Genomic DNA, 22810 nt, shown 5'->3' with positions numbered 1-22810 from the left:
CGACAAGGAGACTGTCGATGGATATCCAGCTGCTCATCAATGCCCCGGGGCATACCAACGGGAACCGCACCGCCTCCGGGGACGCCAAGGCGCCCGGGGGCGAGTTCGCCCGCCACCTGGCCGGGGCGAGTCAGAACGGCGCCCGCGAGGCCGCCGCCCCGTCGGGTCGGGACGCGTCCCGGCAGGCCACGTCCTCGGCCGCGCCGCTCGGCCAGGGCGAGGCGCCCACCGATGCCACCACGCGTCGCGAGGCGCTCGAGGCCCTGCTGGCCAGGGCCTCGAGCGCGGCGGAAGCCACCGGTGAGACGGGCGAGACTGGGAAAAAGGGCGAGAACGCCCACACCGCCGCCAAGCTGGCGCCGCTGCTCGACGGCGAGGCCGGCCGGTCCGCCTGGGCGGGCCTCTCCGCCAACGAGGTCGAGGCCGCCCTTCAGTCGCTCCAGCAGGGCGGCCCGCGGCCGGGCAGCAGCGCGTCAGCGGACAAGGGCCAGAGCGACGGCGCCTGGGACGCGCTGCAGGAGCGCCTCGCGCTGATCGAACAGGCCGGCCGCCCCGAGGCGGACGATGCTCTGGCGCTGCTGCCCCTGGCCGCCGCCGTGGGCCCGGCCGGCGCCAGCACGCCGGGCACGGCGACTTCCGCCGCCCCGACGCCTGGCGGGGCCGGCCAGCCGATGCGCACCAACCCGCTGCTCGAGGCGATCGCCGCCGATCGTCGCGCGCCTGCCGGCCCGTCAGCGTCGAGCGCGGCGGCGCTCTCCGCCGCGGCCGAGCGTCTCTCGGCTCAAGGCACCGGCCAGGCCGCCGCGACGAGCGAGGAGGCGCTGCGCGTCGCGGCCACCGGCGATGCCCTGCTGGCCCAGCGCGGCGAGACCTCGCGGGCCGGGGCTGGCCTCGAGCCGGCCGGCCAGGGTGCAAGTGCGATGTCCGGTGTCATGCAGGGTGCGACGGGCGGCGGCATGGCCGGGGCGCTGAACGGCGCGGCGACGCCGAGCCAGGCCAGCCTCCCGGCGCCGGTCGCGAGCCCCGCCTGGTCCCAGCAGCTGGGCCAGCAGCTGGTGCGTCTGAGCCAGCAGGGCGGCGAGCAGCATGTCGAACTCAAGCTCCACCCGGCGGAGCTCGGGCCGCTGTCGGTCTCGCTGAAGATGAGCGATCACGGCGCCCAGGCGCAGTTCGTCTCCGCCCATGCCCAGGTGCGCCAGGCGCTGGAGCAGGCGATCCCGCAGCTGCGCGAGGCGCTGGCCGAGCAGGGCATCAGCCTGGGCGAGACCTCGGTGGGCGAACAGCGCCAGGGCGGTACCGAGGGTGACGGCACCTCCGCGCGGCCCGGCGAGATGCTGGCCTCGGCCGGGGGCGACGCCGCCGAGGATGGGACGACCGTCGCCCTCGAGGAACGCGGAGCCCGGGAGCTTCCCCTGGACGGCCGCGTGGACCTCTATGCCTGAACCGAAACCCGGCCGGGCGCCAAACGGGCAAGATAGGCGCCATCTTCGGGCCTGTTCGGACCATCATGCCCCCTTCACGACCCGCATACTGCGGCGTCAGCGTCGGCAACCTACTGCAACCTAGGAATGAGAATGGCGAAATCCAGCGGCGGCTCGCGCAAGCTCCTATGGACGATGATGGTGCTGCTGATCCTCTCGAGCTCGGCGGCGGCGGTGGCGCTCTACATGGTGCTCAGTCAGCCCGACGATGAGGCGCAAGCCGGGCTCAACGTCCAGGTGGAGCCCGAACCGCAGGCACCGATCTTCCTGCCGATCAAGCCCTTCACCGTCAACCTGGCCGACGACGAGTACGGACCACGTCTGCTCTATACCGGCCTGTCGCTGAAGCTCGGCGATGAGCGCAGCCAGGGGGTGCTCGAGCAGCACATGCCCCAGGTGCGCAGCCGCCTGCTGATGCTGTTCTCCGGCAAGCAGGCCGATGAGCTGACGTCGCCCGGCGGCAAGCAGCGCCTGGCCGGCCAGGTAATCGCCGCCCTCGAGGCGCCCATGTCGGACAACCAGCCGGAACTGGCCATCGACGACGTGCTCTTCACCGAGTTCATCGTCCAATAGGCTGGGGGTAGCCAACACACCATGTCCCAAGACGACCTGCTATCCCAGGATGAGATCGACGCCCTGCTCAAGGGCGTGAGCGGTGATGACGAACCCGAAGCCCAAGGCGACGGCGCGGCGCGCGTGCGCCCCTACGACCCGGCGTCCCAGCACCGCATCATCCGCGAGCGGCTGCATGCGCTGGACATCATCAACGAGCGCTTCGCGCGGCACTTCCGCATGGGGCTGTTCAACCTGATTCGCCGCAGCGCCGACATCACCGTGGACTCGGTTCGCTACCAGAGCTACAGCGAGTTCTCCCGCAACGTGCCGGTGCCGACCAACATCAACATGATCGCCATGAAGCCGCTGCGTGGCTCGGCCCTGATCGTGTTCCCCCCGAGCCTGGTGTTCATGGTGGTGGACAACCTGTTCGGCGGCGACGGGCGCTTCGTGACCAAGTCCGAGGGCCGCGAGTTCACCAACACCGAGCAGCGCATCATCCAGCGCCTGCTGCACCTGGCCATCGACGCCTACAGCGAGTCCTGGAAGTCCGTCTATCCCCTGGAGATCGGCTTCCTGCGCTCGGAGATGCAGTCGAAGTTCGCCAACATCACCAACTCGCCCAACGAGATCGTGGTCAACACCAGCTTCAACCTCGAGGTGGGCAACCTGGCCAGCAGCTTCCAGATCTGCATGCCCTACGCCATGATCGAGCCGCTGCGCGACCTGCTGACCAACCCGCTGAGCGACGGCAGCAAGGATCAGGATGGCACCTGGACCCGACGCATCGCCGGTGAGATCCGCCACTCCGAGATCGAGCTGGTCGCCAACTTCACCGACATCCCGAGCCGCATCGACCACGTCATGGCCCTCAAGGCCGGCGACGTGCTGCCCATGGAGCTTCCCGAGACGGTGACGGCCAGCGTGGATGGCGTGCCGGTGATGGAGTGCGAATACGGCAGCCAGAACGAGCTGCATGCCCTGCGCGTGCTGCGCATCTTCGACCACGCCGCCGGCCACGCGCCGACCGACGCCTTCGTGAAAGGCTCCCGGCCGAAATCCAAGGAATCCTCTCATGACTGATCCCAACCAGCCCGATCAGAATATCAGCGACGACGACTGGGCCGCCGCCATGTCGGAGCAGCAGGACGAGGCGCCGGGCGCCGACGACGATCCCTGGGCGGAGGCGATGGCCGAGCAGGCGGCCGCGGAGTCTACCGAGCCGGAACCGCAGCCGGAGGCCGAGGCGTCCGCCGCCCAGTCCGCCGGCAGCAGCGTCTTTCGCCCCCTCGAGGGTGGACAGAGCACGACCACGGGCCGCGATCTCGAGATGATCATGGACATCCCGGTCAAGCTCACCGTGGAGCTCGGCCGCACCAAGCTGACCATCAAGCAGCTGCTGGAGCTCGCCCAGGGCTCGGTGATCGAGCTGGATGGCCTGGCCGGCGAGCCCATGGACATCCTCATCAACGGCTACCTGATCGCCCAGGGCGAGGTCGTGGTCGTCGAGGACAAGTACGGCATCCGCATCACCGAGATCATCACCCCCTCCGAGCGGGTCCAGAAGCTCAACCGATGAGCGCGGGCGCGACTGACACGTCGTCTGCCGGCCTCGACGCCGCCGTCAGCGGCGGCGAGTCGCTGATCGGCATGGCGACGCTGGGCAAGACCGCCGCTGCCCTGGCGCTGATCCTGGTCATCATCCTGGTGGCCACCGCCTTGCTGCGCCGCTGGGGGCTGCCCCACCAGCGCCACGGCCACCACCTGCGGGTGGTGGGCAGCGCCGCGGTGGGCGCCAAGGAGCGCGTGGTGATCGTCGAGGTGGAAGGGACCTGGCTGGTGCTCGGTGTCGGCGGCGGCCAGGTCACCAGGCTGCACGACCTGCCGGCGCCGGCCGAGCCTCAGGAAGGCGCCCCTGCGGGCGGGCCGGGCTTCGAGCCGGGCGACTCCTTCGCCACGCGGCTGGCCAAGGCGATCCGCCATAACGCCGGCCTCGGTGGACGGGACAAGGCATGAGGGGCCGCGTGTCGCGACGGAGACTGATGACGCTGGCCGTGGCGCTGCTGCTGGCCGCGCCGACCCTGGCCCTGGCCCAGCAGATTCCCGGCATCGTCAGCCAGCCGATGGAGGACGGCGGGCAGCAGTGGTCGCTGTCGCTGCAGACCCTGCTGCTGCTCAGCTCGCTGGCGTTCCTGCCGGCGGTGCTGCTGATGATGACCTGCTTCACGCGCATCATCATCGTGCTGAGCCTGCTGCGCACCGCCATGGGCACCCAGGCCACCCCGCCCAACCAGGTGCTGCTGGGGCTGGCGCTGTTTCTCACCCTGTTCATCATGGCCCCGGTGCTGGGTCAGGTGCACGAGCAGGCCTGGGCGCCGCTGGCCAGCGACGCCATCGGCTTCGACGAGTTCCTCGCCCGCGCCCAGGGCCCCTTCCGCGAGTTCATGCTGGCCCAGACCCGCGAGCCGGACCTCGCGATGTTCGCCCGCCTGGCCGATATCGGCGAGCTGCAGGGGCCCGAGGACGTGCCGATGCGGGTGCTGGTGCCCTCCTTCGTCACCAGCGAGCTGAAGACCGCCTTCCAGATCGGCTTCACGATCTTCATCCCCTTCTTGATCATCGACCTGGTGGTGGCGAGCGTGCTGATGTCGCTGGGCATGATGATGGTGCCGCCGATCACCATCTCGCTGCCGTTCAAGCTGATGCTGTTCGTGCTGGTGGACGGCTGGCAGCTGATCATCGGCTCGCTGGCCGAGAGCTTCTATCTGTGATGCCACATCCTTCCATGAACGCATTCGCAAGGAGACCAGGATGACACCGGAAGAGGTGATGAACATCGCCTACCAGGGCATGCGCGTCACGCTGCTGCTGGCCGGTCCGCTGCTGCTCACCGCCCTGACCACCGGCCTGCTGGTCAGCCTGTTCCAGGCGGCCACCCAGATCAACGAGATGACGCTGTCGTTCATCCCCAAGATCCTCGCGGTGTTCGCGGTCCTGGTGCTGGCCGGCCCCTGGCTGCTCACCCTGATCATGAACTTCACCCGCGAGCTGTTCGGCAACATCCCCGCGATGATCTCGTGACCCCAAATGATCTTGTGAAGAGAAGCACCCGCTGATGGTGGAGGTCACCTTCGCGCAGCTGCACGGCTGGCTGGTCGCCTTCCTGTGGCCCTTCGCACGCATCACGGCGCTGATGCTCAGCGCCCCGCTGTGGGGCCACTCCAGCATCCCTCGCCAGGCCAAGCTGGGCCTGGCCGGCGCCGTGGCGGTGGTGATCGCCCCGGTGCTGCCGCCGATGCCCGAGGTGCCGCTGTTCTCCTGGGCGGGCTTCGGCATCCTGGTCGAGCAGCTGCTAATCGGCGCCGCCATCGGGCTCACGGTCCGGGTCATGCTCGTCGTGGTGCAGGCCTCGGGCGACTTCATCGGCCTGCAGATGGGTCTGGCCTTCGCCACCTTCTTCGACCCTTCCAGCGGCACCAACATGGTGGTGCTGTCGCGCATCCTCTACATGGTCACGCTGCTGATGTTCCTGGCCTTCAACGGCCACCTGATGGTGCTCCAGGTGCTGGTATCAAGCTTCGAGACCCTGCCGATCGGCATCGCCCGCTTCAATCCTGAGGCCTTCATCATGCTGGCCCGCTACGGCGGCACCATCTACACCGCCGGCCTGCTGCTGGCCCTGCCGCTGGTGGCCTCCCTGCTGATCATCAACCTCTCGCTGGGCATCCTCAACCGCTCGGCGCCGCAGCTCACGGTCTTCAACATCGGCTTCCCGACGTCGCTGACGGTCGGCCTGATCCTGCTGATGGTGCTGATGACCGACCTGGCGAGCTTCCTGGAGCGGCTGTTCAGCCAGGGGCTAGCCTTCCTGCAGAACCTGCTGGAGACCCTGGCGCCGCTGCCGGTCGCCGGCTGACACGACAACGCCCCGGCCGGGACGGCGCGGGGCGTAGGGGCCTGGAGGACGCGGGAGAGGTCTAGAGGAACTGGAAGAGCGACATGCCTTTCATGTCGGCGAAGGCCTTCTGGGAGGCCTGCAGGCCGACCTGGCGCAGGCTGTATTCGCCGATCGCCTCGGCGTAGTCGAGGTCGACCAGATCCGACAAGGTCTGCTCGTAGTTGAGCATGCGGTTGCCGCCGACGGAGTCGACGACGTCCAGCTCGTTGAGGCGCGCGCCGACCGAGGCACGGGTGGTCAGGACGTTGTCCAGGCTGTTGTCGAGCTCGCGCATCGAGGTGCTCAGGGTGTTGCGCAGGGCGGCCTTGTCGGCGGCGTTCTCGGTCGGATTCTCGAGCACACCGAGGGCGTTCTCGATCGTCGCGAATATGCTGGTGTTGCCCTGATCGGCCGGGTTGACCGCGATACTGTCACCCGTGGACGGCTCGCCCTCGAGTTCCAGGGCGAGACCCTGGAACTGAACTCGAACCGGATCATCGCCATTGGACTCATAGTCACCGTTCGCCACGCTCGCTCCAGTATCCAGATCCTTAACGGTGTATGTCATCGGATCGGTACTGTCATCGAAGGTGATCTCGTATGCCCGGTTTGGCTCGACGCTCTCCTGATCGACGATCTGCGGCCCCTTGAAGGTCACATTCCCGGTATTGCCGTCACCCGCGGTGGCCACGTGGCCGGCACCGCTGGGCACGCTCTGAAAGATGGCCTGGCCGTTGTCGCTGACCTTCATCAGTCGTGAGGCGTCGATGCGCTGCTCGCGGGCGTTGTTGTCGCCCACGTACTCGACCTTACCATCCTGCTTGACGAAGGGCTCGGTGCTGTCCTGGTAGCCGCCGAAGAGGTGGCGGCCGTTGCCGTCGGTGGCGTTGGCCTGGCCGATCAGGGTCTCGTAGACGCCGCGCAGCTCCGAGGCCACCGACTGGCGGTCGGCATCACTCAGGGTGTCGCTGGAGGCCTGGACCAGTAGCGTCTTGGCGCTGGTGACGGCATCGCTGACGCTATTGAGCACGCTCTCGGTCTGAGCGAGGGAGTTGCGCGCGGTGACACGGGAATCGGCGTGCTGCTGGGTGACCGCCCGGGCCTGGTCGACGCCCACGGCGCGGGAGGCGGCCTGGGGGTCGTCGGAGGGATTGACCACCCGGCGGCCGCTAGCGATCTGCTGGCTGACCTTGAGGAAATCGCTCTGCTGGCGATTCATGGACGAGACGCTCTGCTCGAAGATGGTGACGCTGCTGATACGCATCTAGGGCTCTCCGACAATCAGTTACGCAGACCGAGGATGGTGTCGATGACCGTGCTCCCCGTCTCGATGACCTTGGCATTGGCCTGGTAGAACTGCTGGTAGCGGATCAGGTTGGCCGCCTCCTCGTCCAGGTTCACGCCGGACTCGGACTGCTGCACGGCCTTGAGCTGATCGGTCAGCCCCTGCTGGGCGTCCAGGTTGACCTGCACGATATTGGTACGGTTGCCGACGTCGCTGACCATGGCGCCGTAGGCCCCGCTCAGGCTGGCCGAGCCGCTCACGATGCTCTCGTCCTGAAGATCCTGCAGCGCCAGGGCGTTGCGGTTATCGCCGCTGCCGGGAGCCTCGGCCTTCAGGGTCAGGGTCTGGCCATCCTCGAGCTCTCCCAGGGTCAGGGTAATGCCATCAACGGTGATCTCGTCACCGGACTGCTGAGCCGTGAAGGTCTGCGTTGCCCCGGTGTCGTCCTCGGCGACGATCTCGAAACTACCGCCGCCCGTATCCGTGACGGAAAGGCTCCACGGTGCATTTCCCGACGCCAAGGCGTTGCCGGGCTCGGCCTGGAGGTCCTTGATGGCATTGGTATCCCCACCGAGCCCGACGAAGTTGCCCGCGGCGATCTTGTCCAGGTCGGTGATGGCGCTCTCCAGGTTGGCGGCGGCGCGGCGCACCGGCTGGACCTCGAAGCGATCGTTTTCCTGCAGCCCCGTCGCGGGATCGAGGGTCAGGGTCACGCCGCCGAAGCTCAGCTCGCCATTCGCGGTGTCGAACGTGACCTCGTCGGGATCCAGCACCTGACCGCTGTCCTGGCGCGTCACCTCGAAGGTCGGCGGGGTCGCGGTGGCATCGGTCACCCGCACCGAATAATCGGTCGCCTTGAGACGCTCGATGTTATCCACATCGAACCGCGCCTCCGTGACCTGGGCACTCCCGGCGTTGCCGTCGTCGGCATACGCCCGGGGCTCGCCGATGTCGAAGAAGGCCCCGCCCTGCTCACCATCGAGATCGACGCCGTTGGCGTGCTGCTGGTTGAACGCCACGGCCAGGGAGACGGCCATCTGGCCGATCTGGTTCTGGGTCTTGTCCAGGGTCTCGGCGCGGAAGGCCATCAGCCCGCCCAGGGTGCCGCCGGTGACGACCTCCTCGTCCAGCGCCACCAGGCTACCGCCGGAGTCGCGATAGCCCAGCACGGTGCGCTGGGGATCGGCGGGAGAGTCCATCGCCTCGAGGGCGAACTGCTGGGTGCCGGCGACCAGCGGCTGGCCATTGGGCAGGCTGACGTTGTAGGTCTTGCCGTCCTGGATGTTGAGCCGCACGTCCATGCGCTCGCTGAGCTCGTTGACCAGCCGGTCGCGCTGGTTGAGCAGGCCGTTGGGCGCCTCGCCGCTGCGCGCCCGGGCCAAGGCGATCTCGCGGTTGAGGCCGGCGAGCTGCTCGGTGGTGTTGTTGATCTGGGTGACCTCGTCGGCGATCTGGCCGTTGATGCCCTCCTGCATGTCCTGCAGGTAGCCGTCGAAGGAGCGGAACTGCGCGCTCAGGGTATCGGCCGAGCCGAGCACGCCCTGGCGGGCCGCCGGGTCCGAGGGGGCGCTGGCCAGGTCCTCCAGGGAGGAGAAGAAGTTCTGCATCAGCGGTGCCAGGCCCGCCTCGCGATCCGCCAGCAGGCTGTCGATCTGGCCGACCTGGTTGGCATAGGTCTCCAGAGCGCTGGACTTGCTGGTGGCGGCATTAAGCTGCGAGGCCACGTAGTCGTTGAACTGGCGCTGGATGTCGTTGACCTGTACGCCACCGCCGCCGGTCGAGCTCTGGCCGAGGAGCGTCACCTCGCGGTTGTAGCCCGGGGTGAAGACGTTGCTGATGTTGTTGCTGGTGGTCGCCAGGGCGTTCTGGGCCGCGTTGAGGCCGCTCAGTCCTGTGGAGAAGATACTCATGGCGTGATTTCCTTAGGCCGATAGCCGTCTTATCGGCAGTGAGGCGGCACTCTTGAGCGCCGAATCAGAACGTGGCTCCGAATCCGCCGGCCGCGCCGCGACTCGCCAGGGTCCCGTCGCCGGCCAGCGGCCCGAGGGTATCCATCACGGCGATCAGCTTGTCGGCGTAGGCCGGGTCGGTCGCGTAGCCGCCCTGCTGCAGGGCGCGGGCGGCCTGGTCGGCGCTGCCGGCCGAGACCACGCCGGCGTAGCGGGGATTGTCGCCGATCAGCCGGGCATAGTCGGTGAAGGCCTCCTCGAAGGAGCCGTAGACGCGGAAGCGATCGCGAACGGCCTGGCGCCGGCCGTCGATCACCTCGTGGGTGAGGATCTCGGTGGTCTCCCCCCGCCAGGCGCTGCCGGCCTTGATGCCGAAGAGGTTGTGGCTGTTGCCGCCGCCGGGAGTGGCGATCTCGTGCCGCCCCCAGCCGGTCTCCAGCGCCGCCTGAGCCAGGATCAGCTCGGCCGGCACGCCGGAGGCGCGGCTGGCCGCCCGGGCGGGGGCCTCCAGGCGTTCGAGGAAGTCGCGCACATGGGCGGGCCGCTCGTCACGGGGCCGAGAGACGGTGTCCACCGGGACGGTGGCCTGCAGCGCGTCGAGAAAGGAACTCGGCATCGGCGCGGCATCCGTCTCGCCGTCGTCCTCCGGGCGCAGCGCGTTCTCGAGGGGACGCGGCGTGCCGCGAGGAATGCCGGCGATCAGCGCCTCGGTCTCGCCGTCGCGGGCCAGCGGCGCGCCGCCAACACCACCGTCGAGCTGCGCCGTCAGCCGCTCGGCCAGGCCCACGCCGCGCTCGGCCATGCCCTGGGACCACTGCTTGTCGAGCAGCTCCTGGAAGTACTCCGTCTGACGATTGTCGAGCAGCCCCGAGGAGGGGACGGCGTCGCGCATGCTCTTCATCATCATCTGCACGAACAGCGCCTCGAACTGCTTGGCCGCGGCGTCCAGCCCCTCGCCCGGGGTCTGGCGGGCGCTGTGCTTGATCCGCTCGAGGCCCTGGACGTCGAGGGCGAACTGCCCGCTCATGGTATCGGGAGCATTCAGGCTCATCAGATGATCTCCAGCTCGGCGCGCAGCGATCCAGCCGCCTTGAGGGCCTCGAGGATCGACATCAGGTCGTTGGGCGTGGCGCCCAGGGAGTTGAGGGCATCCACCACGTCGAGCAGGTCGGCGCCCTCCACGACCTTCAGGGTGCCGGGCTGCTGCTCGATGCTGATCTCGGTGTCCTCGACCACCACGGTCTCGCCACCGCCGAAGGGATTGGGCTGGCTGACGCCCACATTGGTATCGATGACGATGGAGAGATTGCCGTGGGCCACCGCGGCCTGGCGCAGGGTGACGGCGCCGTTGAGCACGATCGATCCGGTGCGGGAGTTCAGCACCACCCGCGCCGGCGCCTCGGTGGGCGTGACCTCGATGTTCTCGATCCGCGCCATGAAGTTGACCCGCGCATTGGCGTCCAGCGGCCCGTCCAGGGCGATCACCCGGCCATTGCGGGCGGCGGCCACGGTGCGCCCGAACTCGCGGTTGATGGCGCTGACCACCCGCTGGGCGGTGCCGAAGTCGCTGCTGTCGAGCTCCAGCTCGAGCAGGCCGCCATTGGCCCCCAGCGTCAGCGGCACCTCGCGCTCCACGGTCGCCCCGCCGCTGATCCGCCCGCCGGCCTGCTGGTTGATCTGCACGCTGGCGCCGCCGGCGGAGGCCCCCGCGCCGCCCACCAGCAGGTTGCCCTGGGCGATGGCATAGGTGTCGCCGTCGGCGCCCTTGAGCGGCGTCATCAGCAGGGTGCCGCCGCGCAGGCTGTCGGCGTTGCCGACCGAGGAGACCACCACGTCGAAGCGCTGCCCCGGGCGGGCGAAGGGCGGCAGGTCGGCGGTGACCATCACCGCCGCCACGTTGCGCAGCTGCATGTTGGTGCCGGGAGGCACGGTGATGCCCAGCTGCGAGAGCATGTTGGTCAGGCTCTGGCCGGTGAAGGGGGCCTGCATGGTCTGATCGCCCGTGCCGTCCAGGCCGACCACCAGGCCGTAGCCCACCAGGGCGTTATCGCGCACCCCGGCGAAACCGGCCAGCTCGCGCAGGCGCTCGGCCTGGGCCGGCAGCGCGACCAGGCAGCACAGGACCAGCGCCATCGAGCGGACCATCAGCGATGCGCGGCGGGACATCGTGCGGACTGTGCCGAAGTTCATGCGATCACCATCAGAAGGGCGAGACGTTGAGGAAGAAGCGCTGCAGCCAGCCCATGTGCTGCGCCTCGTTGATGTAGCCGTTGCCGACGTACTCGATGCGCGCATCGGCCACCGAGGTCGAGGGCACGGTGTTCTGGCCGGTGATGGTGCGCGGGTTGACCACTCCGGCGAAGCGGATGAACTCGGTGCCCTGGTTGATGGCGATCTGCTTCTCGCCCCGCACCCGCAGGTTGCCGTTGTTCATCACCTCGACCACCGAGACGGTGATGGTGCCGGTGAAGGAGTTGTTGGCCTGGGAGCCCCCGCCCCCCTCGAAGTCGCTCTCGCCGGAGGCGGAGATATCGAAGCCGAGCTCGGCCAGCTGCTCGATGGCGTCGGCCTGCTGGTCGAGGCCGAGGCTCGAAGAGCCGCTTCGATCGGCGTTGGAGCGGGCGTTCTTGCTGGCGCTGACCTCCTCGTCCAGCACGATGGTCAGGATATCGCCCACCATGCGCGGCCGACGGTCCTCGAACAGCGGCTGGTAGCCGCGGTGCGCCTGATAGATGGAGCCGTTGGCCCGCGGGGCCGGCCGGTCCGGGATCATGATCTGCTCCTGCTCGCCGACCACCGAGGCGCGCGGCACCTGGGCGCAGCCGCCCAGCAGCACCAGCACCAGGACACAAAGCCTGCGCAGGCACCATCCGCTATCGAACATTCCGGCATTCATGACCGCTCTCCCTCTCTCACCCGCGCTCCTCCCTCGTCGTTACAGCTGGGCGAGGCGCGCCAGCATCTCGTCGCTGGTCTTCACGGCCTTGCTGTTGATCTCGTAGGCCCGCTGGGTCTGGATCATGCTGACCATCTCCTCCACCACGTTGACATTGGAGGTCTCGACGTAGCCTTGGGAGAGGCGACCCGCGCCGTTCAGGCCGGGGATGCCCTCGTTGCGAGGTCCTGATGAGGTCGTCTCGGTGTAGAGGTTACCGCCGATGCTCTCGAGCCCGGTGGGGTTGACGAAGGTGGAGACGGTGATCTGGCCCACCTCGTTGGACTGGGTGCTGCCCGGCTGCTTCACCGACACGATGCCGTCCTCGCCGATACTCACCGACAGCGCGTTCTCGGGGATGATGATCGCCGGCTCCAGCGGATAGCCGTTGGCGGTGACCATCTGGCCGTTGGCATCCAGCTGGAAGCTGCCGTCGCGGGTATAGCCGGTGGTGCCGTCCGGCATCATCACCTGAAAGAAGCCATTGCCGTTGATGGCGAGATCCCGGGAGTTGCCGGTGTTCTCGAGCCCCCCCTGGGTGTGCAGGCGCTCGGTGGCCACCGGACGCACGCCGGTGCCGACCTGCATGCCCGAGGGCAGACGGTTCTGGACGTCGTTCTGGGCGCCGGGCTGGCGCAGATTCTGGTAGAGCAGGTCCTCGAACACCGCCCGCGACTGCTTGAAGCCGTTGGTGTTGACGTTGGCCAGGTTGTTGGAGATCACGTCCAGCTTGACCTGCTGGGACTCGAGACCGGTCTTGGCCGTCCACAGTGACTTGATCATCTAGGGGTTCCTCATGTTCGGGGCGTCTCAGCTCAGGGAGAGCAGGCTGTTGGCGCGCTGGGCGTTCTCGTCGGCGGTGCTGATCACCTTGGTCTGCATCTCGTAGCGCCGCGCCACGTCGATCATCGACACCATGGCGTCCACGGCACCGACGTTGCTGCCCTCCAGGGCGCCGCTGACCAGCCGGGCCTGGTCGTCGGCGAGCAGCGCCGCCGGGGCGCCCTCGCCCTCGGGCGGGGCCCGAAAGAGCCCGTCGTCGCCGCGGACCATGCCCGCCTCGCCCGGCGTGACCAGCTTGAGGCGGCCCACAGCGACCAGGGCATCGGGCCCCTGGCCCTGGGCGATGGCGCTCAGGGTGCCGTCGCTGCCCACCGAGAGCTGGGCGCCCAACGGCACCTGGATGGGGCCGCCCTCGCCGATCACCGGGCGGCCGACGCTGGTCACCAGGCCGTCGCTGTCCACCTGGAGATCGCCGCGGCGCGTGTAGGCCTCGGTGCCATCCGCCGCCTGGACGGCTAGCCAGGCATCGCCCTCCAGCGCCACGTCGAGCGCCCGGCCGGTGCGGTTCATGGGGCCGGGCGCGAAATCCGCCCCCGGCGTCGAGGCGGCCACCGAGACCCGCGTGGGCAGGGCGCCGTCGCCCTGCACCGGCACAGCGCGCATGGCGTGCAGCTGGGCACGAAAGCCGACGGTATCCACGTTTGCGAGGTTGTGGCTGACCACCGACTGCTGCTCCATGCTCTGCCGGGCGCCGCTCATGGCGGTGTAGAGGATGCGATCCATGGCTCGACTCCCGCCTTAGCGACTCAGGTTGATCGAGGCCTGCAGGACCTCATCCTGGGTCTTGATGGTCTGGGAGTTGGCCTGATAGGCGCGCTGGGTGACGATCATCTCCACCAACTGCTTGGCCAGATCGACGTTGGAGGTCTCGATGGCCTGGGACTCGACGGTGCCCAGCAGGCCGGTACCGGCGACGCCCACCAGCGCCTGGCCGGAGTCCTCGGTGGTCGTCCAGGCGTTGCCTTCCACCGCCTTGAGGCCCTCGGGATTGCGGAAGTTGGCCAGCACGATCTGGCCGGCCGCCACCGACTGCTCGTTGGTGTAATTGCGCATCACGGTGCCGTCATCCTCGACGGTGATGCCCACCAGGGCGCCGGAGGTATAGCCATCCTGAGTCAGGGTGTTATTGGTGGAGTCGTTGGAGAACTGGGTGGTGCCGGCAAGGGTAAAATCGAAGTTTAGCGCATTGGCCCCCGTTCCCAGCAGAGCGTCCGCAAAGGAAAGAGCCTTACTATCGCCCGCATTATCGACACCAATGACGTCGCCAGCACCATCCTTTGTTAGGGTGCCGTCCGAACCAAAAGATAAGGTGAAATCATTGGCTGCTCCGGAGTAGACCCCGTTCACCGCCGTCTTGACGCTCCACTCATTGTCGCCGGTCTTCAGGAAGTAGGCCGCGACGTTATGGGTATTGCCTAGGGAATCATAGACATTGAACGAGTTGGAGTAGTGATACTCTGCGGCTTCAGAGGGCGGATCATCGTTAGTTTTTTCAGCCAGATCTGTGTAGAGGTCGGCAGAGTTTTTCAGGCTAGCATCCGTCGCATCGATGCCAGCATCCAGGTTATAGACGGCATTGACGCCGGCATTCTCTCCATCACTGGTGCCGGTTGCCTGGGCCGGCATATCTGCCGCCGAGACGTTCAGAGGCACCGGCTGACCGCCGGTCACGATCTCGGAGAAGGGATCGTTCGGATCGTCAAGGCCATAGCCCATGATCCTCGCGCCCTGAGCATTTTCCAGGAAACCGTCGGCGGTCATGGTCAGCTGGCCGTTGCGGGAATACACGACCTCGCCTTCCTGCTGGAAGCGATAGAAACCCTGGCCACTGATCGCCAGGTCAAGCTCGCGACCGGTCACTTCGATGTTGCCGGCGCCGAAATCCTGCACGATCGCCGACACCTTGGTACCCAGGCCCTTGGAGCCGGCGAAGACGCTCGCGAACTGGGCGCCGGAGCTCTTGTAGCCCACGGTCTGGGAGTTGGCGATGTTGTTGCCCAACACGTCGAGGTTGGAGGAGGCGGCATTCAGGCCGCTGAGCGCTTGAGAAAAACCCATGTCAATGTCCCTGCGTTATCTGAGTATCGAACGGAAAGCGGCCCGTGATCGAGCGGCCCGTCATCAAAGGATCTGCTTGATATCGGAGAGCCCGACCCGGCCGTAGACAGCTCCCAGGTCGAGCTGCACCTGCCCGCCGTTGGTCGGCGGCGTGACGCTGCCGACCACGGCGTAGTTGAGGGTCTCGACCGGCACCGCCTCGTCCCCGCGAGTCGCCTCGACGCTGACGCGATAAGCACCGTCGGCAGCGATCTGGCCGTCGCTGGTCTGGCCGTCCCAGCTGAAAGACTCCACCCCGGCCTTGGCCGAGCCCATGTCGTAGCGATTCACCACCTGGCCGGACTGGTTGGTGATGGTGACGATGACGCTATCGGCGGGCTGATTCAGCTCAATGCCGAACGGCGTGGTGGTCACCTTGGCCTCTTCACCCTCGGCCGCCTCGCCCTGGCTCAGCAGCACGCGATCGCCGGGCACCAGCACGCCCTTGCCGATCAGCCCGGTAGCCTGCAGCGCCTGGCCGGCGTCGATCTGGCCGGTGATCGCCGCCATCGACTCGTTGAGCTCCTCGATGCCGCTGACGGTGTTGATCTGCGCCAGCTGGGCGGTCATGTCCTCGTTCTTCATCGGACTGAGCGGGTCCTGGTTCTGCAGCTGCGTCACCAGCATGGTCATGAAGTTGTTGCGCAGCTCATCCGACTGGCGGGCGCTCAGGCTCGCGCCGCCCGCGGCTCCGCCGTTCATGGCGTTGATCACGCCGCTATCAATGGTGCTCGCCATGTGCTTATCCCTCGCCCAGGGTCAGTGTCTTGAGCATCAGCTGCTTGTTGGTGTTCATCACCTCGACGTTGGCCTGGTAGGAGCGCGAGGCGGAGATCATGTTGACCATCTCGCCGACCGGGTCGACGTTGGGCATGGTCACGTACCCCGCCTCGTCGGCCAGGGGGTGGCCGGGGCGATACTCCTGGCGCATGGGCGAGGGGTCTTCCACCACCTCGCGCACCCCTACGCCCCCGATGCCGTCGCGCGACTGGGCGCGGGTCTCGAACATCACCTGCTTGGCCCGGTAGGCCTCACCGTCAGGGCCCGCGACGCTGTCCGCGTTGGCCAGGTTGCTGGCGGTGACGTTCATGCGCTGCGACTGGGCGCTCATGGCCGAGCCGGAGATATCGAAGATGGAGAACATCGACATGGATCACTCCTGGGTTATTCGGGCTGCATGGCCTTCTTGAGGCCCTGGATACGGCTGTTGAGAATCGTCAGCGCCGACTGGTAGCGCACCGAGTTATCGGCGAACTGGGTGCGCTCGCGATCCATGTCCACGGTGTTGCCGTCGAGGCTCGGCTGGTCGGGCACTCGATAGAGCAGATCGCGAGATCCCGACATCGGCTCCTGGCCCTCGAGATGGCGCGAGGAGGTCCGCGACAGCGCCAGGCCGTCACCCCCGCCCTGCTGGACGGCCTTGTTGAGTTCGCTGGCGAAGTCCATATCGCGGGCCTTGTAGCCCGGCGTGTCGGCATTGGCGATGTTGCTGGCCAGCACCTTCTGGCGCTCCTGGCGCAGTCCCAGGGCCTGCTGATGGAAGTTCAAAGAGGCTTCGAGCCGATCGATCATCTCGGCGCTCCCCGCAAAAGGTATGAGTCGACGGTGGAGAATAGCCAAGCGTCTGTCATGACAAAGGCTCGAACAGTCGGCATTCGGATAGCCAATTCACGAGTTTCGCGGCGAGGACGACCGCTAGAATCGTGATACCACTCTCCTGCCTGGCCTCGACATGCTGCGCCATCGCCGACCACACCGCCTGCTCTGGCACGCCGCTCGCCTGCTCGCGCTGATCCTGCTGCTGGCCGGGCCGACGTATGCCGCAGAGGCCCCCAAGGAAGAGGCCCTGCTGGCACAGGTCCAAGACGTCCTCGTTGAGCGCGCCGCGCGACCGGGCGACGAGGTCGCCATCGAGGTGTATCCGCCTCGGGCCGCCCTGCCCGCCTGCCCACGGCCCGATATCTTTCTGCCCCGCGCCGCCGAGAGGCCGGTCGGCCGCGTCTCCGTGGGCGTGCGCTGCGGAGACGACAGCCGGGTGCGCTACCTCCAGGCCGAGATCCATGTCACCGGGCACTATGTGGAATTGGCGCGAGACGTGCGCACCGGCGAGACGCTCCACCCGGAGGACCTGGCCGAGGTCGCCGGCCGCCTGGATCGCCTGCCCCGCCAGGCCGTGCTCGATCCCGACCAGGCAATCGGCCAGCAGGCCACCCGGCATCTGGCGGCCGGTGTAACGCTGCAGCGCTACCACCTGCGCCCGCGGCCGCTGGTCAGGCGGGGACAACAGGTGGTCATCGAGGCGCGCGGGGCGGGCTTTCGCGTGACGAGAAGCGGCGAGGCGCTGTCACCGGGCGGCCGGGGAGAGCGGATACGCGTGCGCCTCGCCAATCGCGAGATCCTCGAGGCGCGGATCACCGGCGAGGGACGCCTGGCCGTGGACTTTTAAACGGCTCGACCGCACACTCATCGCCGCACAAGCGCCGCAAAGCCATGCGCCGCGTTAAAGTTCGCGAATCGACGGCCGATACCCTTCATCAACACATCGGTCACGAGGCCATCACCGTGAAAATCGACAACCTGCATCCCCTGCCGCGCGCCGGCCAGGCGGAGCCGCGTGACGAGAGCCGCAAGGCCGAGGGCGCGAACCGAGCTCCTCGACAGGACGCCGGCCCGTCCGCCACGACCCACCTGAGCCAGGGCGCCACGGATGCCAGCCAGGACATCGACACCGCGCGCGTCGAGGAGCTGCGCGAGGCCATTCGCGAGGGGCGACTGGACGTGCGGGCCGAGCGTATCGCCGACGGCCTGATCGCGAGCGCCCAGGACCTGCTGAAAGGCGAGGAGCGTGGCGAATGAGCCTGCACCGCCTGCTCGCAGCACAACAGTCTCGACTCGAGACGCTGACGCGCCTCCTCGATCACGAGCAGGAGCAGCTGCTGAACGGCACGATCGACGGCGCATGCCTCGAGGAGATCGCGCAGGAGAAGGCTCGGCTGCTGCTTAGCCTCGAAGAGGCCGAGACGAGCCGGACCAAGGTGCAGCACAAGCTTGGCTATCCCGGCGGCGGCCGCGGCGCCCGCCAGGCGGCCGAAGACGCGGAATGCCTTGAGCAGTGGCAGGCCACCCTCGAGATGGCGGCCCATACCGCTCGCCTGAACGAGCGTAACGGACGCCTGATCGGTCTGCGCATGTCGCACAATCAGCAGATGCTCGACTACATCCACCGCATCGCCGAGAAGTCCGTGTACGCCGCCGACGGACGCGCGACCGTAGGGCAGCGACGGCTGAACACCTCCGCCTGACACGCCTCACCGTCATCCTTCACCCTTCCCGGGCACGACACCGCCTCGTCACGACTCCAGCAACAGCTGTCGGTCGGGACGCTCCTCCAGCCAGATCGCCAGCGCGTCGGCAGACATCGGCGGACCCAGCAGGTGCCCCTGGACCCAATCGACGCCCTTGCGTCGTGCCGCGGTGAGCTCCTCGGTCGTTTCCACCCCGACCATGATGCTGCCCAGCTGCAGTGCCTTCAGGCACTGTGACAGCGCGCTGACCGCCTGGCGCGCAAAGGGACTGCTGTCCCCCAGGCCATGCACCAGCTCGCGACCGATCTTTCCCTGGGCGACCGGCAGCATCGCCAGGCGAATCAGGTCCACCGGGGCCTCTCCCAGGTTGTCGACCACCAGCTGCACCCCCATGCGCGAGAGACGACGCAGCAGCAGCCCATGAGCCTCGGCCTGCTGCGAGAGCCCCCGCCCATCGATCTCCAATGCTAGCCAGCTCAGGTCGTCGCAGCGCTGACGCAGGAAGCGGTCCAGCGGGCGTCCGTCGAAGACGCTCTGCTCCAGCAGACTGGCATCGAGATTGACCGATATCCTCAGCTCCGAGAGCCTCCCCTCGAGCGCCTGCCAACGTTCGTGCTGAGCCATGACCCGCTCGATGACCCAGCGGTCGAGCCTGACCATCTGCGCCATCTCGGCCACCATCGGCAGGAAATCGTCGGGCGGCAGCATGCCCCGCTCGGGATGTCGCCAGCGCACCAGGGCCTCGACACCAACGCAGCGGCCATCGGCCAGGTCGATCTGAGGCTGGTAGGCGACGACGAAATGCCGATCGGGGCAGAGCAGGGCCTCCTGCAAACGGCGGCGCAGCGCCATGCGCTGCGATAGCCTTTGCTTGAGGCGACGATCGAAGAAGGCATAGCCGGCCGGGCGCGCCCGATCCAGTGCCTGGCCGGCACACTCCATCAGCTGCTCGGAGGCGGCTCCGTCGTCCGGGTAGAGGGCGATGCCGATGGAGAGCGTCAGCAGCAGCGGCGGACGCTCCAGCGTGAACGGCGCCTCCATGGCCTCGAGACAGCGCAGCACGGCGGCCTGCAGGCTCTCCGGGGAGACCGGATGCTCGATCAGCGCCGCCCAGCGGTCGCCCCCCAGGTAGGCGATACTGTCCTCGCCGCGCAGGGTGCCCGTCAGACGACGGCTGATCTGTGCCAGCAGGTGCTGCATCGCCGGCTCGCCACAGGCAGCCCGGACATCGTCGGCACCGTCCAGCCGAATCAGCAGCACGGCCAACGGCTGATCGTGACGATCCGCTCGCGCCGTCGCATGCCGCAGGCGGTCTTCGAAGACCCACTGACTGGCCAGGCCGGTGTGGGGGTCCGAGAAGGGCGGCACCTCCTCGGCTTGTCCGTCTCGCAGGTCCACGAAGGCCAGCAGCTTGGCCACGCCCACCGCCTCCGCTTCTGGAATCACCTCGGACATCAGCACCATCCTCGATGCCTCGCGTCCTTCGCTGGCCAGCCAGATGCGCTGCCAACGATGCCCCGCCGAGTGAACCTCCATCTCGCGCTGCACCGGCAGCCAGGAGACCATGCGCACGATATCGGTGAGTCGCCTGCCGACGAGATCCGCCTCGGCCGAACCGAGCAGCGCCAGGAAGCCGGGATTGGCCCACAGCACCTCGTCCCCGGCGTTGAGAGCCACCATGGCCATCGGGGTGTGCTCGAGGAGCAGACTAGACAGCAGGGCCGGATGCTGCATCAGCGTGACGCCCTCTGGCTCCCGCTTCCCGGAGGGCGATTTGGGGGGTGATCCGCCACCGTCGTTGGACATGGGAAACTCCCGGAAGTGATGGGCGCGAAGAACATCTGGGCGTTTGACAATTGGCTGATCAGCCGCCGATACCGTGGGTCAGCCAATCTCTCTATCGGAGTCACGGGCCCATGCCCTGCCCACGGCGCTGCTGACCCGGCGCATGAGGGCATCATAGCGCGCCCCTGCCCCAAAGGAGACATGAAAGACCCAGTTGGAAACTCAGACTATCGGCCGCACGCCCCCGGACTTGAGGCACCTGGCGACGCCCGTCTCAAGATGAGCGCCGCGCGGCCGATAGCACCCCCAGGCAAAGCCGGCGAGATGAGGAAAGGATGGCGCAGCAAGAGGATGGCTACACTCGCGTGGAGAGCCCCGCGGAGATCGAGACGCTGCTGGAGGCACTGATCGAGCCCGGCGGGGCATCGCTGCAGGTCGACGCCCCGGGGAGCAAGCCGCTCCCGGTGCTGGTCGCGGAGCAACAGCCCGATGCCGCCCTCCTGACGCTGGACATCAGCGCCATTCGTGAGATCGCCGGCGAGCTGAAGCGCGGCCAGGCGTTTCGCCTGCTGGGCCAGGTCCAGGGCAAGATGCTGCGTACCCCGCTACTGGCCATGCACGAGTGCCACGAAGTAGAGGGTCGCCTGACCTGCACCTGCCCCTTCCCCTACCACCTCGAGGTACTGCAGCGTCGCGCCTCCTTTCGTGCCCGGCTGCGACTGGGCATGGAGGTCGGAGCGATCCTGCGCGACGATCGGGACGGCTCGGTCCAGGGGGACCTTAAGGATCTCTCGCTGGAGGGCTGCCAGCTGGAGCTGGACCTCTCCGCCGGCGCCATCCTGGCGGATGCCAGCCAGCCGCTGGAGGTGGAACTCTGCTTTCCCAACGATACCCGATTCTCGGTGCGCGCCTCGCCGCGCCATCATACCGTGGACACCGCGCGCCAGGTGATCCTGGCCGGCTTCCGCTTCGCCAATCCCAGCAGCGAGCAGGAGCGTCAACTCTGGTTCTTCGTGCGCGAGATCGAACGCGAGTCCGCGCGCTATGCCGAGGGCAGCGAGGCGTCACGCCTGCCGTCGTTGCTCTTCCAGACCCAGGCCTCGTCACCGCCCACGGTGGGGCGGCGCAATACCCAGGACTATGCCACGCCCATGGCCAAACGGCTGGCGCGCATCGCCGGCTACCTGGATGCCCAGATTCTCGAGCTGCAGCAGGGCGGTGAGATCGATTCGATACAGCTGTCACGCCATGCCGATCGCCTGATGCTGCTCCACGACGAGGATCGTGAGGGCCTGCTCTTCGCCACCCGCTGCCTCCAGCACGAACCCCAGCTGGTGCGCCACAGCCTCGCGATGAGCGTCTTCCTGCTGGATCTGGCCGGGCAGCCGCCCATCCCCCGCGAGCTGAGCAAGGCCATGGTGGCCAGCGCCATGGTGCACGACCTGGGCAAGGCCCAGTGGCCGGCCGAACTCTGGCAGGTGCGTCACCCCGACGAGCAGCAGCGGTGCCAGATGCACGGCCACGTGGAGGCGTTGATGAGTCGCATGGGGCGCTGCCACTGGCTCTCCGCCAACATCCTCGACTCGGTGGCCCACAACGTCAACGAGCGCCTGGACGGCAGCGGCTATCCCCGCGGCCTGACCGGAGACCGCCTGCACGAACTGGCCCGGGCCGCGGCGGTGGTGGACGCCGTCGACGGCATGCGACGCGAGCGGCCGGATCGGCCCGCCTGGCGCACCGCAGCCATCTATCGACACCTGCTGAATCACTCCGAACAGTTCGACTCCCGCTGGGTGAAGCGCTACATCCAGCGCTTCGGCCTCTATCCGATCGGCACCCTGATCCGCTACGACAGCGGCCAGCTGGCCTGGGTCCAGTCTCTGGATGCGCAGGGACAGCCCGATCGGGTCCAGCTGACCGACGCCCCGGAGCCTCCCGGGCCGAATCTCGGCGAGGTGTGTCGCGGCAGCGCCGTTCAACGGCTCGGCAGCATTCAGGAGGAACAGCCGGTTTCACGCTAAAGTCGCCGTCGGGCCGGCCGATACTCAGAAATAGCGACGCTGGCGAGTGCTGTTCACGTCAACACGGGGCACCCGGCTTGTCAGACTGTGCGCAGTGAAGGGGAGGCGTCATGACGGCCGTTTCAGCATGGCCCAGAGCGAGACCTTCCCCCCCATGGCCATCGATCGAGGCCTTAACGACAGGAGCATGCAACCCATGAGTGCCATGCGAGGAGCCGCCGCCTACGGGCGCGGAGCCAGCGCCTATGCCAAGGTCGGCGTCGAAAGCGCCGCGATGTCCGCGAGCCCCCATCAGCTGATCGTGATGCTGTTCGACGGTGCCCAGGCGTCTATCCGCACCGCCCGCATCCATATGGAGGGGGGCAACATCGCAGAGAAGGGCAAGGCGATCTCCAAGGCGCTGGATATCGTCAACAACGGTCTGCTGGCCGCCCTGGACGCCGAGCGAGGCGGCGAGATCGCCGAGCGCCTCGCCTCCCTCTATGACTACGTGGCTCGCCTGCTGCTGTCGGCCAACCGGCACAACGATGTCGAGAGCCTGAACCAGGCCGAGGCGCTGCTGAACGACATCGCCTCGGCCTGGCGAGAGATCGGCAACCAGGCATCGGCGGGGTGAA

The 22810-nt window shown here is 67.7% G+C and carries 25 protein-coding genes; 13 read left to right on the top strand and 12 right to left on the bottom strand.

Annotated features, from left to right (window positions below; genetic code table 11):
• Nucleotides 1–17: 17 nt before the first annotated feature.
• The 8 genes from ACGTNG_RS08045 (at nucleotide 18) to fliR (ending at nucleotide 5952) form a co-directional block, all read left to right on the top strand.
• Nucleotides 18–1442: a flagellar hook-length control protein FliK gene (locus ACGTNG_RS08045; RefSeq protein WP_394576491.1), complete on the top strand. Its 1425-nt coding sequence runs from the start codon at nucleotides 18–20 to the stop codon at nucleotides 1440–1442.
• 132 nt (nucleotides 1443–1574) lie between these two features.
• The gene (gene fliL, locus ACGTNG_RS08040) at nucleotides 1575–2054 is read left to right on the top strand and encodes a flagellar basal body-associated protein FliL (RefSeq protein WP_394576490.1); all 480 of its coding nucleotides are present in this window, start codon (nucleotides 1575–1577) and stop codon (nucleotides 2052–2054) included.
• Nucleotides 2055–2075: 21 nt separating this feature from the next.
• On the top strand, nucleotides 2076–3119 hold the full coding sequence (gene fliM / locus ACGTNG_RS08035) for a flagellar motor switch protein FliM (protein ID WP_394576489.1): 1044 nt from the start codon (nucleotides 2076–2078) through the stop codon (nucleotides 3117–3119).
• Nucleotides 3112–3615 carry a flagellar motor switch protein FliN gene (fliN, locus tag ACGTNG_RS08030; RefSeq protein WP_394576488.1) on the top strand — a complete coding sequence of 168 codons (504 nt, stop codon included), beginning with the start codon at nucleotides 3112–3114 and terminating at the stop codon, nucleotides 3613–3615. Before fliM ends, fliN begins: the two co-directional genes overlap by 8 nt.
• A complete protein-coding gene (gene fliO, locus ACGTNG_RS08025) occupies nucleotides 3612–4052 on the top strand; it encodes a flagellar biosynthetic protein FliO (RefSeq protein ID WP_394576487.1) in 441 nt (146 codons plus the stop codon). Before fliN ends, fliO begins: the two co-directional genes overlap by 4 nt.
• 26 nt (nucleotides 4053–4078) lie before the next feature.
• Entirely contained in the window at nucleotides 4079–4807 is a 729-nt protein-coding gene (fliP, locus tag ACGTNG_RS08020; protein WP_394576722.1) for a flagellar type III secretion system pore protein FliP, read from the top strand.
• Between the two features lie 40 nt (nucleotides 4808–4847).
• Nucleotides 4848–5117 (top strand): flagellar biosynthesis protein FliQ, encoded by a 270-nt coding sequence (gene fliQ / locus ACGTNG_RS08015; protein WP_089848004.1) that lies wholly within the window; start codon nucleotides 4848–4850, stop codon nucleotides 5115–5117.
• Nucleotides 5118–5151: 34 nt separating this feature from the next.
• Nucleotides 5152–5952: a flagellar biosynthetic protein FliR gene (fliR, locus tag ACGTNG_RS08010; protein ID WP_394576486.1), complete on the top strand. Its 801-nt coding sequence runs from the start codon at nucleotides 5152–5154 to the stop codon at nucleotides 5950–5952.
• A 61-nt stretch (nucleotides 5953–6013) separates the two neighbouring features.
• Here fliR and flgL read toward each other — a convergent pair whose 3' ends face one another.
• The 11 genes from flgL to flgB form a co-directional block, all read right to left on the bottom strand.
• The gene (gene flgL / locus ACGTNG_RS08005; RefSeq protein ID WP_394576485.1) at nucleotides 6014–7237 is read right to left on the bottom strand and encodes a flagellar hook-associated protein FlgL; all 1224 of its coding nucleotides are present in this window, start codon (nucleotides 7235–7237) and stop codon (nucleotides 6014–6016) included.
• 17 nt (nucleotides 7238–7254) lie between these two features.
• Nucleotides 7255–9168: a flagellar hook-associated protein FlgK gene (gene flgK / locus ACGTNG_RS08000; RefSeq protein WP_394576484.1), complete on the bottom strand. Its 1914-nt coding sequence runs from the start codon at nucleotides 9166–9168 to the stop codon at nucleotides 7255–7257.
• Nucleotides 9169–9232: 64 nt separating this feature from the next.
• A complete protein-coding gene (gene flgJ, locus ACGTNG_RS07995) occupies nucleotides 9233–10258 on the bottom strand; it encodes a flagellar assembly peptidoglycan hydrolase FlgJ (RefSeq protein WP_394576483.1) in 1026 nt (341 codons plus the stop codon).
• Entirely contained in the window at nucleotides 10258–11352 is a 1095-nt protein-coding gene (locus tag ACGTNG_RS07990; protein WP_394576721.1) for a flagellar basal body P-ring protein FlgI, read from the bottom strand. Before ACGTNG_RS07990 ends, flgJ begins: the two co-directional genes overlap by 1 nt.
• 55 nt (nucleotides 11353–11407) lie before the next feature.
• A complete protein-coding gene (locus ACGTNG_RS07985; protein WP_394576720.1) occupies nucleotides 11408–12091 on the bottom strand; it encodes a flagellar basal body L-ring protein FlgH in 684 nt (227 codons plus the stop codon).
• 51 nt (nucleotides 12092–12142) lie between these two features.
• Nucleotides 12143–12925 (bottom strand): flagellar basal-body rod protein FlgG, encoded by a 783-nt coding sequence (gene flgG, locus ACGTNG_RS07980; protein ID WP_394576482.1) that lies wholly within the window; start codon nucleotides 12923–12925, stop codon nucleotides 12143–12145.
• A 27-nt stretch (nucleotides 12926–12952) separates the two neighbouring features.
• The gene (locus ACGTNG_RS07975; RefSeq protein ID WP_394576481.1) at nucleotides 12953–13708 is read right to left on the bottom strand and encodes a flagellar basal body rod protein FlgF; all 756 of its coding nucleotides are present in this window, start codon (nucleotides 13706–13708) and stop codon (nucleotides 12953–12955) included.
• Between the two features lie 15 nt (nucleotides 13709–13723).
• Complete coding sequence (flgE, locus tag ACGTNG_RS07970) at nucleotides 13724–15043, bottom strand: flagellar hook protein FlgE (RefSeq protein WP_394576480.1); 1320 nt, start codon at nucleotides 15041–15043, stop codon at nucleotides 13724–13726.
• Nucleotides 15044–15106: 63 nt separating this feature from the next.
• On the bottom strand, nucleotides 15107–15820 hold the full coding sequence (locus ACGTNG_RS07965; RefSeq protein WP_394576479.1) for a flagellar hook assembly protein FlgD: 714 nt from the start codon (nucleotides 15818–15820) through the stop codon (nucleotides 15107–15109).
• A gap of 4 nt (nucleotides 15821–15824) precedes the next feature.
• Nucleotides 15825–16232, bottom strand: coding sequence for a flagellar basal body rod protein FlgC (flgC, locus tag ACGTNG_RS07960; RefSeq protein ID WP_394576478.1), 408 nt, complete (start codon nucleotides 16230–16232; stop codon nucleotides 15825–15827).
• 14 nt (nucleotides 16233–16246) lie between these two features.
• Nucleotides 16247–16654, bottom strand: coding sequence for a flagellar basal body rod protein FlgB (flgB, locus tag ACGTNG_RS07955; protein WP_394576477.1), 408 nt, complete (start codon nucleotides 16652–16654; stop codon nucleotides 16247–16249).
• A gap of 160 nt (nucleotides 16655–16814) precedes the next feature.
• Here flgB and flgA point away from each other — a divergent pair, with 160 nt between their 5' ends.
• The 3 genes from flgA to ACGTNG_RS07940 all read left to right on the top strand — a co-directional run bounded on the left by flgA (nucleotide 16815) and on the right by ACGTNG_RS07940 (nucleotide 18384).
• Nucleotides 16815–17528, top strand: coding sequence for a flagellar basal body P-ring formation chaperone FlgA (gene flgA, locus ACGTNG_RS07950; protein WP_394576476.1), 714 nt, complete (start codon nucleotides 16815–16817; stop codon nucleotides 17526–17528).
• 116 nt (nucleotides 17529–17644) lie between these two features.
• On the top strand, nucleotides 17645–17938 hold the full coding sequence (flgM, locus tag ACGTNG_RS07945) for a flagellar biosynthesis anti-sigma factor FlgM (RefSeq protein WP_394576475.1): 294 nt from the start codon (nucleotides 17645–17647) through the stop codon (nucleotides 17936–17938).
• Nucleotides 17935–18384, top strand: coding sequence for a flagella synthesis protein FlgN (locus ACGTNG_RS07940; protein WP_394576474.1), 450 nt, complete (start codon nucleotides 17935–17937; stop codon nucleotides 18382–18384). Before flgM ends, ACGTNG_RS07940 begins: the two co-directional genes overlap by 4 nt.
• A gap of 48 nt (nucleotides 18385–18432) precedes the next feature.
• On the opposite strand, the gene ACGTNG_RS07935 is transcribed toward ACGTNG_RS07940, so the two are convergent.
• Entirely contained in the window at nucleotides 18433–20193 is a 1761-nt protein-coding gene (locus ACGTNG_RS07935) for an EAL domain-containing protein (protein ID WP_394576473.1), read from the bottom strand.
• A gap of 314 nt (nucleotides 20194–20507) precedes the next feature.
• On the opposite strand from ACGTNG_RS07935, the gene ACGTNG_RS07930 reads away from it, so the two are divergent.
• On the top strand, nucleotides 20508–22193 hold the full coding sequence (locus ACGTNG_RS07930) for an HD domain-containing phosphohydrolase (RefSeq protein ID WP_394576472.1): 1686 nt from the start codon (nucleotides 20508–20510) through the stop codon (nucleotides 22191–22193).
• 196 nt (nucleotides 22194–22389) lie between these two features.
• Complete coding sequence (gene fliS / locus ACGTNG_RS07925) at nucleotides 22390–22809, top strand: flagellar export chaperone FliS (RefSeq protein ID WP_394576471.1); 420 nt, start codon at nucleotides 22390–22392, stop codon at nucleotides 22807–22809.
• Nucleotide 22810: the final 1 nt, after the last annotated feature.

It is taken from the genome of Halomonas sp. B23F22_3, assembly GCF_043496965.1.
Classification (GTDB): Bacteria; Pseudomonadota; Gammaproteobacteria; order Pseudomonadales; family Halomonadaceae; genus Halomonas.
This window is presented reverse-complemented; position numbering and strand designations above follow the sequence as displayed.

What these genes read in the sequence shown, in the direction of transcription:
- ACGTNG_RS08045 (WP_394576491.1), top strand. Translation starts at nt 18, where the DNA reads ATGGATATCCAGCTGCTCATCAATGCCCCGGGGCATACCAACGGGAAC.
- fliL (WP_394576490.1), top strand. Translation starts at nt 1,575, where the DNA reads ATGGCGAAATCCAGCGGCGGCTCGCGCAAGCTCCTATGGACGATGATG.
- fliM (WP_394576489.1), top strand. Translation starts at nt 2,076, where the DNA reads ATGTCCCAAGACGACCTGCTATCCCAGGATGAGATCGACGCCCTGCTC.
- fliN (WP_394576488.1), top strand. Translation starts at nt 3,112, where the DNA reads ATGACTGATCCCAACCAGCCCGATCAGAATATCAGCGACGACGACTGG.
- fliO (WP_394576487.1), top strand. Translation starts at nt 3,612, where the DNA reads ATGAGCGCGGGCGCGACTGACACGTCGTCTGCCGGCCTCGACGCCGCC.
- fliP (WP_394576722.1), top strand. Translation starts at nt 4,079, where the DNA reads ATGACGCTGGCCGTGGCGCTGCTGCTGGCCGCGCCGACCCTGGCCCTG.
- fliQ (WP_089848004.1), top strand. Translation starts at nt 4,848, where the DNA reads ATGACACCGGAAGAGGTGATGAACATCGCCTACCAGGGCATGCGCGTC.
- fliR (WP_394576486.1), top strand. Translation starts at nt 5,152, where the DNA reads ATGGTGGAGGTCACCTTCGCGCAGCTGCACGGCTGGCTGGTCGCCTTC.
- flgL (WP_394576485.1), bottom strand. Translation starts at nt 7,237, where the DNA reads ATGCGTATCAGCAGCGTCACCATCTTCGAGCAGAGCGTCTCGTCCATG.
- flgK (WP_394576484.1), bottom strand. Translation starts at nt 9,168, where the DNA reads ATGAGTATCTTCTCCACAGGACTGAGCGGCCTCAACGCGGCCCAGAAC.
- flgJ (WP_394576483.1), bottom strand. Translation starts at nt 10,258, where the DNA reads ATGAGCCTGAATGCTCCCGATACCATGAGCGGGCAGTTCGCCCTCGAC.
- ACGTNG_RS07990 (WP_394576721.1), bottom strand. Translation starts at nt 11,352, where the DNA reads ATGGTCCGCTCGATGGCGCTGGTCCTGTGCTGCCTGGTCGCGCTGCCG.
- ACGTNG_RS07985 (WP_394576720.1), bottom strand. Translation starts at nt 12,091, where the DNA reads ATGTTCGATAGCGGATGGTGCCTGCGCAGGCTTTGTGTCCTGGTGCTG.
- flgG (WP_394576482.1), bottom strand. Translation starts at nt 12,925, where the DNA reads ATGATCAAGTCACTGTGGACGGCCAAGACCGGTCTCGAGTCCCAGCAG.
- ACGTNG_RS07975 (WP_394576481.1), bottom strand. Translation starts at nt 13,708, where the DNA reads ATGGATCGCATCCTCTACACCGCCATGAGCGGCGCCCGGCAGAGCATG.
- flgE (WP_394576480.1), bottom strand. Translation starts at nt 15,043, where the DNA reads ATGGGTTTTTCTCAAGCGCTCAGCGGCCTGAATGCCGCCTCCTCCAAC.
- ACGTNG_RS07965 (WP_394576479.1), bottom strand. Translation starts at nt 15,820, where the DNA reads ATGGCGAGCACCATTGATAGCGGCGTGATCAACGCCATGAACGGCGGA.
- flgC (WP_394576478.1), bottom strand. Translation starts at nt 16,232, where the DNA reads ATGTCGATGTTCTCCATCTTCGATATCTCCGGCTCGGCCATGAGCGCC.
- flgB (WP_394576477.1), bottom strand. Translation starts at nt 16,654, where the DNA reads ATGATCGATCGGCTCGAAGCCTCTTTGAACTTCCATCAGCAGGCCCTG.
- flgA (WP_394576476.1), top strand. Translation starts at nt 16,815, where the DNA reads ATGCTGCGCCATCGCCGACCACACCGCCTGCTCTGGCACGCCGCTCGC.
- ACGTNG_RS07940 (WP_394576474.1), top strand. Translation starts at nt 17,935, where the DNA reads ATGAGCCTGCACCGCCTGCTCGCAGCACAACAGTCTCGACTCGAGACG.
- ACGTNG_RS07935 (WP_394576473.1), bottom strand. Translation starts at nt 20,193, where the DNA reads ATGTCCAACGACGGTGGCGGATCACCCCCCAAATCGCCCTCCGGGAAG.
- ACGTNG_RS07930 (WP_394576472.1), top strand. Translation starts at nt 20,508, where the DNA reads ATGGCGCAGCAAGAGGATGGCTACACTCGCGTGGAGAGCCCCGCGGAG.
- fliS (WP_394576471.1), top strand. Translation starts at nt 22,390, where the DNA reads ATGAGTGCCATGCGAGGAGCCGCCGCCTACGGGCGCGGAGCCAGCGCC.